The sequence below is a fragment of the Prosthecochloris sp. genome (assembly GCA_015482705.2).
Lineage (GTDB): Bacteria > Bacteroidota > Chlorobiia > Chlorobiales > Chlorobiaceae > Prosthecochloris.
The window spans coordinates 26,981-34,361 of sequence record JADMLA020000026.1; the positions used below are offsets into that span (position 1 = coordinate 26,981).

The following is a 7,381-nucleotide window of genomic DNA, read 5'->3' on the forward strand; positions in this document are numbered from 1 at the left end:
TCAGGTAAAAGCCTTAGTGGCTGTAGGTTTTGGCAACAGCAGAAGTTTGCATCTATGAAATTCCAGAATAGAAGGAATTGTCGTCAGCTTTGCTTTTTTCTTTTTTCGACTTTTCTTTTTTCAGCTTCGGGTTGCCAAAGCAGATATCGGGATCTCGATATCGGTATGTACCAGTACCGCGATACGAGGGATCTTGTACGTTTTGTCTATGATGCTTCTCTTGTTCTGCAAAACGAGGGCGTTCAGGGAATCGACCGGTTCAGGAATAACCGCTCGAAGTATACTACCCCCGACTATTACCTCTATGTTTATTCTCTCGATGGTACGAACCTCTTTCATGCAGGAATGCCAGAATTGGAGGGTAGGAATCTTCTCGGTGTAACCGATAAAAACGGCAAACAGATAACAGAGCTTATCCTGAGGGCTATTGGAAATCCGAATAATCCTCATGGGTGGGTTCATTATACTTGGTGGGAACCGGGGAAGTTTTATCCCGTTCCGAAATCCTCTTGTCATTTCATGGTTAACACCAACGAGGGCAAGGTTTTTTTTGTCGGTGGCGGTATTGATTATCCTCATGAGGAAAAAGAGTTTATAAGAATTATCGTTGATGATGCTGTCGAACGTATAAACAGTGAAGGAGCATCGGCTATCGACGAGATAGCCGATCCTTTTTCCGAGTATAATTACCGGGACGTCCGTGTTTTCGTGTTTCGTTCGGATGGTACCGCACTGATATCTCCGGTTGTGAATAAACAATTTCAGAAAAGGAATATTGTCGACTGTGTTGATGAAGCCGGGCACAGGCCTTTTGAAAAAGCGTTGGAACGTCTGAATGAAAAAGAAGCGGCATGGGAGGTTTTTCTCGCAAAAAGCAGATACCAGCGCGGTTTGATAAAAAAAAGCCTTTACCTCCGTAAAGCGTATTTGGATGGTAACCTGGTATATGTCGGTGCGGTTACCGATCTTCCACAGCCGCCATGAGTCACCCTTGAAGAGGTGACCAGAGAATGATTGGTTATGGATGGTTTCTCGGTTTGGAGGGCCATGTGATGAACAATGATGGCAATGGCCCGTTACCCTGTGCAGAAGGTCTGGTATGGTGATGTTTAAGTAAGTTTTTTGATTGAAAGGCAATATGGGTTTTGTAGATGTTTTTTAACCGGTTGGCGATAATCCTATGATATCGGAAAAAGCTTCGGCTCTCGAGTATGCGGTCAACGAGATGCCTCCAGCCGGGCATTTAATCGTTCTTTCCATTCAGCATGTGCTGTTGATGTTTATTTCAGTGGCCCTGCCGATTATTTTCACTTCCCAGATCAGCGAGAATTACGAGTTCGGTGCAACGCTGGTTACCTTTTCCATGATTGCTGCGGGTTTGGGATCGATTGTGCAGTCGGTTGGGCTTCCGTTTATCGGTTCCGGTTATCTGTGTCCGAATGTTTGTGGACCATCTTATTTCAGTGTTTCGCTTTCGGCAGCCTGGATGGGTGGACTTCCCCTGTTGCGTGGTATGATTCTTATTGCAGGTTTGATTGAAATGGCACTTTCGCCGGTTGTTCAGAAATTGAAACATGTTTTTCCGAAGTTTATTGTTGGGCTTGTTGTCGCCATGGTTGGGGTGAGCGTTATCAAGATGTCCGTTACCTCTCTTTTCGGCCTGGAGTACAAAGGAGATGCAATTCGTTCGGTAGATATCGTTATCGGAATGATGTCTCTTTTGATCATGGTGCTGAGTAATCTCTGGGGGAAAGGATTCGTTAAAATATACTGTTTGCTGATCGGGATGATTGCAGGGTGGATGCTTGCAGTTATGCTGGAGCCGAAGTACCTGCATGGCCTCATCAGGATTGCAGAAATGCCTCTTTTCGCTCTTCCGTCAGTGGGGCCGGAGTTTCGTCACATTGCCTTTGATGTAGATCTTCTTGTTCCCTTCGCGATTATCGCTATAAGTGGTTCCTTAAAATCTTTCGGCAATCTTCTCGCTGCGCAGAAAATCTCTGAACCGGAGTGTGAAACAGTTGATTATGTGCCTATCAGGAAAGGATTGCTCGCAGACGGTTTTTCTACAGCGCTTGCAGGTTTGTTGGGAGGAATGGCGGTAGATACGTCCTCCAGCAATATAGGACTCGCCGGCTCCACGAAAGTGCTGAGCCGCTGGATAAGCGTCGCTGCAGGAATTATTTTTATACTGCTTGCTTTTTGTCCAAAACTGACCGTGGCCCTGACGCTCATGCCTAAACCGGTTTTAGGCGCTTCTATCATTTTTGCCGGATGTTTTATGATCTGTACCGGTTTACTCGAAATGTTTGCCGAAAAGTGGGAACCCAGGAAAACTTTCGTCGTGGGAATTGCCTTGATGTTCGGATTGAGCACGGCTTTTCTACCTGAGCTCTATGCACGTGCTCCCGAACTGGTGAAAATGTTTTTCACCGATCCTCTGCCAACCACGACAATTCTTGCTGTGATTCTGCATCAGGTGTTGAATCTTGACAGACTGTTTACAGGCTTGAAGCACACGGCAGGTTGAGGTAGCACCTTTTTCAATCAAACAAAAAATAGCATATGGCCGCAGAACCATGGATCAAGCATTACGACGAAGGGGTACCATCTTCACTGCAACCTTATCCTCTTCACACCATTGTCGATATCGTTCGCAAACGGTCTCGAAAAATTCCGCAATGCCCGGCGCTTTTTTTCAAGGGGTCTTCGATGACCTGGGGCGAACTCGATCGGTTAAGCGATGCGTTTGCTCTGGCTCTTCAGGCGGCAGGATTGAAAAAAGGAGAAAGGGTTGCATTGCTGGTGCCGAATTCTCCCCAAATGATTATTTCAGAATTGGCGATCTGGAAAACAGGAGCTGTCGCTGTTCCGATGAATCCGCTGTATACCGAACATGAACTTGTGTATGCATTGAATGAATGCGGCGCGAAAATAGCGATTGTTCTGACTCCTTTTTACGAAAAGGTCAGGTCGGCAATTCCCTCGACCGGTTTGCGAAAAGTCGTTGCGAGCAACATCAAGGAGTACCTTTCACCGCTGAAAAAAATTCTTTTTACCCTTTTCAAAGAAAAGAAAGGGGGGCATGCGGTAACGCTTCATGAAGATGATTCCCTGTTTGGGGATATGATCAAAGCTCATCTTGGATTGCAGGGGCCCGATGTCACGACGCTTCCGACCGATCCTGCGTTGTTCCTTTTTACCGGAGGAACGACGGGAATGCCGAAATGCGCTGTCTGCAGCCATCATGCTCTCATTATCAGCGGTATGCAAATTGCCCGTTGGTTCAGTGTTGTGCTTGACAGGGGTAACGATATCGTTATGATCAATATGCCGCTTTTTCATGTTTACGCTCAGGTCGGCATACTCGGGGCTGCTTTAGTCGACGAATATCCTTTTGTGTTGATACCAAATCCTCGTGATCTCGACGATCTTGTCGCGACGATCAAAAAGTACAGACCGTCCGTTCTTCCCGGCGTTCCGACATTGTTTACCGCCCTTGCCGATCATCCGAGCGTAACAAAAGATCGTAAGGCCCTCAGCTCTTTGAAGCTTTGTGTTTCCGGTGCAGCTCCATTGTTGCTCGAAACGAAGAAACGGTTCGAGGAATTGACAGGGGGAAGAATCATCGATGCTTACGCGCTGACAGAATCAATGATAGGCGCCGTTCTGACTCCTGTTCTCGGTATCTATAAAGAAGGTTCGGTCGGCATACCGGCACCGGATGTGAAAATCAAAATCGTCGATCAAGACGAAGGGAAACATGAGTTGCCTTGTAAAGAGGTCGGGGAAGTGATAATGTGTGCTCCACAGCTTATGAGCGAGTACTGGCAGCGTCCTGATGAAACTATGGAGACCATCCGGGATGGTTGGCTCTATACCGGTGACCTCGGTTATCTCGATGAAGATGGCTATCTCTTCATTATCGATCGAAAGAAAGATCTCATCAAGCCAGGCGGTTTTCAGGTTTGGCCGAGGGATGTCGAGGAGGTCATCGCAGCTCACCCGGATGTGCGTGAAGTAGGGGTTGCCGGCGTACCTGACAGCTATCAGGGTGAAGCCGTCAAGGCATGGGTCGTGCTGCGTGAGGGGGCTCGGCTCGACGCTGAAGATTTGCGCGAGTTTTGCAGAAAGGAGCTGGCAGCTTACAAGATCCCGAAATTTTTCTCTTTCACCCGTAGTCTGCCAAAATCTCTTGTTGGAAAGGTATTGCGACGTGAGCTCGTCGAGGAGCATTGTCGAGAGGTATCCTGAGAACTCCCGGCGATTTTGCACAGCATGTTTTCTTTCAGCAATTGAACAATATGGTTCCGTCATTCAAGGAGTTGTTGCTCCCGGGCAGTATGTGAAACGTTCGAATTGAGTGTTCATCAGAGCGAGGTCTATAGCAAAAAAAGTTTTTTACGTTATTTATGCTGTTGTTCTTACATTGAATGAAAAGCTTGGCCATAACCCTCAGGCAAGTATTACAGCTTTGACTTGATTTCCAAGAGGGTAGAGGTAGTGTGGTCTCTTTTGTATAATCGATTTGAAAGGAGGTATCCATGTCTAACGCTATCCTGCTCAATTGGGTGAATTTGTCGAGTGCAATTTCTGCATTGCCGAAAAATGATCAGCCTCTCGGCACTAAAGCGTTACAACAGGTTTTTCATGATTTGGTCGAATGGTACAGAGCATTTACCGACATTGCTGATGCTGATCTCAAACAGGCTGCCGGGCAATATGAAAAGACGGTAAAAGAGGCTGGGAAAAAAAACTCGACCGGGTTGCATGGTGCTGTTCTTTCTGCAGTAGCGTTTTTGAGGGCCTACCAGGAACCGGCTGAAATTATCAATATGGCCAGGTTTGGAGCCGGCAGAAAAGAGCGTTCTGCTCTGGCGTCGATGACTGGACGAATAACCTCGTTTCATGTCGAGAGAATGAAGTCTCTCGATTGGCTTGTTGGGTGGTTGGAAAAAAACGATCCACTGTTTCCATCAGCAACCTATAGAAACAAACTGGCCTGCTGTTTTTCCGGGGTAAAGCAAAAACATTGTTTCACCAACTCGAGGGTATGTATCTTCGAGCCGGTCCTGTCCTGGATAAAGGTTCCGTCAGCAACATTTTCCGGCGCTACATCCAACGATGACTGTTGCCATGGTGCCACACTTTCTTCGTGTTCCGGGGGAACGCTGAATTGTGATTGCGTTGCCGGAAACACCGGCTGTGACTGTAAGGCGCCAAATAAACTTTGCGAGCAGAACAATAAAAATGTTCTGGTTGCGGCTGCTGGGTTCAGTGATGTCAATTGTTACGATCTGGCGACAGGCGAACAAGAACCGGAACCGGGTCTCGTGAATTTACCGTGTCTGGTTTTCGATCCTGTTCGCAACAGCGGCTGTATGCTCGATCGTTCTGACATGCTCTATCGCGGGCCTTTGAGTTCTCTGCTCGATGCCGGTAAAGGACGTTTTATGATTGCAGCTTCGGGCATCCCTTTTAATCTCGGACGTCTTGTCTTACAGGCAAAGGATTGTGATCAAACGGGTTTTTGTCCACCGAAAGCTCCGGCATGTACCGGGCTTTGCTGAGGTATGCTGTATCCATCCCGGTATAACGTGATAGTGCCTGACGGGGATGACGTTCTGATTTTCAATACGCATTCTCTTTGTTTCGGGCGTCTTCGGGCATCACTCTACAGCGATGCTCTTGAACTGGTTGAATCGCTGAATGCGGAGGCTGAAACGTCGAATATCAGCGATCAGATTAGGGCTGTTGCCTTTGAAATGCGTCAGAAAGGTTTTTTCGTGCAGGATCTTTCTACCGAAAGAACGGTTGTTACAAACCGGTTCGAGCAGCGTAAAAACACACGTAATCATTTCGGGTTGACAATAGCACCTACGGTGGATTGCAACTTCGCCTGCCCATACTGCTACGAGTATACGGACTATTCGGTAATGCCGGACAAGGTTCAGCATGATATCGCTGCCTATATCGATAGAACTCTTGCTTCCGGCAGATACAAAAGCATGCATGTTACCTGGTATGGGGGAGAACCTTTGTTGGGTGACAGCTTCAAAGCGCTCGAATTTCTTTCCGGAAAGATCATAACAGCTTGCAGAAACAACGATATTCCGTATTCGGCGAACATCATAACCAACGGCTATCTCTTGGACCGGAAAACTGCGGTATGTCTTGCCGCATGCGAAATTTCTCTGGCCCAGATTACCCTCGATGGTCCCGGAGAAATTCACGATCAAACCCGAATGCTGAAAAACGGTCAGGAAACCTTTGACCGTATTCTACAGAATATCAAGAATAGCCGTGATTTACTTCGTTTCAGCATACGTATGAATGTCAATGAGGGAAATGCATCTTCAGTAATGCAATTGAAACAACTTCTGCTTGAAAAGCGTATTCTCGATGACAGTGGACGTGTTGCATTGTATCTATCACCCGTTCGTTCATATACTTCTTCATGCCAGAGTGGAGACTGTCTCAGCAATGCATCATTTTACAAGCTTCAGCTCGAGCTCATAAAAAAGGGGATAAACAACAGTGGTTTTCAGGTTGTGGAAGAATACCCTGTTTTGAAAGAAAGTGTGTGTACGGCTGTTGGCCCTGACTCTTACGTTATCGGACCGTCAGGTGAGTTATACAAATGCTGGCTCGATCTCGGCCGCCATGAACTATCAGTAGGATATGTTGATTGCAAAGGGCTTCATCTCAATGCACGAATAAAGAAGTGGCATGATTTTCTGCCTTTCGACGAAGAATCACAATGTGCCTCCTGTACTATGTTGCCGGTTTGTATGGGAGGGTGTCCGGAGCTGAATATACGTGGCAGGTACGAAGGTGAAAACAGGGCATGCTGTAACTGGAAATATTATCTCGAGGAGCACCTTCTGTATCTCGCAAATCTGGAAAAAAGTCAGCAGACCTGTTGAAGATTGTGTTGTGTAATCTTCTGTTTAATGGTTTCTTTGCGATAGAAATGATGCTTTGTTCACTTTTTTTCTTGTTGATTTCATTTCTGCAAAAAATTATATTGTTGCGTTAGTCAATGGTTGGCTGAACGCTTTCAGGTGATTTGTGCTTTTGATTATTTGATAGCGTTTCTCTTTTGATCAAAGCACAAATTACCATGAGGTAAGAACATGAATATTTATATTGGCAACCTGGAGTACGGTGTAACGGAAGATCAATTGCGTGATGCATTTGGCGAATTCGGAGAAGTCTCCAGCTCGAACATCATCACCGATAAATTCACAGGCCGTTCCAAGGGTTTCGGATTCGTTGAAATGCCTAACGATGAAGAGGCCAATGCTGCTATCGATGCTCTGAATGATGCCGAGTTAAACGGTCGTCCTATAAGGGTGAATCAGGCAAGACCTCGTGAAGA

At 46.5% G+C, this 7,381-nt stretch carries 6 protein-coding genes; all 6 read left to right on the plus strand.

Annotated features, from left to right (window positions below; all coding sequences use genetic code 11):
- Positions 1–165 precede the first annotated feature (165 nt).
- A complete protein-coding gene (locus tag QZ209_RS06380; protein ID WP_294345950.1) occupies positions 166–984 on the plus strand; it encodes a cache domain-containing protein in 819 nt (272 codons plus the stop codon).
- A 196-nt stretch (positions 985–1,180) separates the two neighbouring features.
- Entirely contained in the window at positions 1,181–2,530 is a 1,350-nt protein-coding gene (locus QZ209_RS06385) for a solute carrier family 23 protein (protein ID WP_294345951.1), read from the plus strand.
- Between the two features lie 35 nt (positions 2,531–2,565).
- Complete coding sequence (locus QZ209_RS06390; RefSeq protein ID WP_294345953.1) at positions 2,566–4,254, plus strand: AMP-binding protein; 1,689 nt, start codon at positions 2,566–2,568, stop codon at positions 4,252–4,254.
- Between the two features lie 290 nt (positions 4,255–4,544).
- Positions 4,545–5,570 carry a hypothetical protein gene (locus QZ209_RS06395; RefSeq protein WP_294345957.1) on the plus strand — a complete coding sequence of 342 codons (1,026 nt, stop codon included), beginning with the start codon at positions 4,545–4,547 and terminating at the stop codon, positions 5,568–5,570.
- A gap of 3 nt (positions 5,571–5,573) precedes the next feature.
- Positions 5,574–6,926 (plus strand): radical SAM protein, encoded by a 1,353-nt coding sequence (locus tag QZ209_RS06400; RefSeq protein ID WP_294345960.1) that lies wholly within the window; start codon positions 5,574–5,576, stop codon positions 6,924–6,926.
- Between the two features lie 210 nt (positions 6,927–7,136).
- Positions 7,137–7,381, plus strand: a 245-nt coding sequence (locus QZ209_RS06405; RefSeq protein WP_294345963.1) for an RNA-binding protein, incomplete at its 3' end; no start/stop codon positions are given.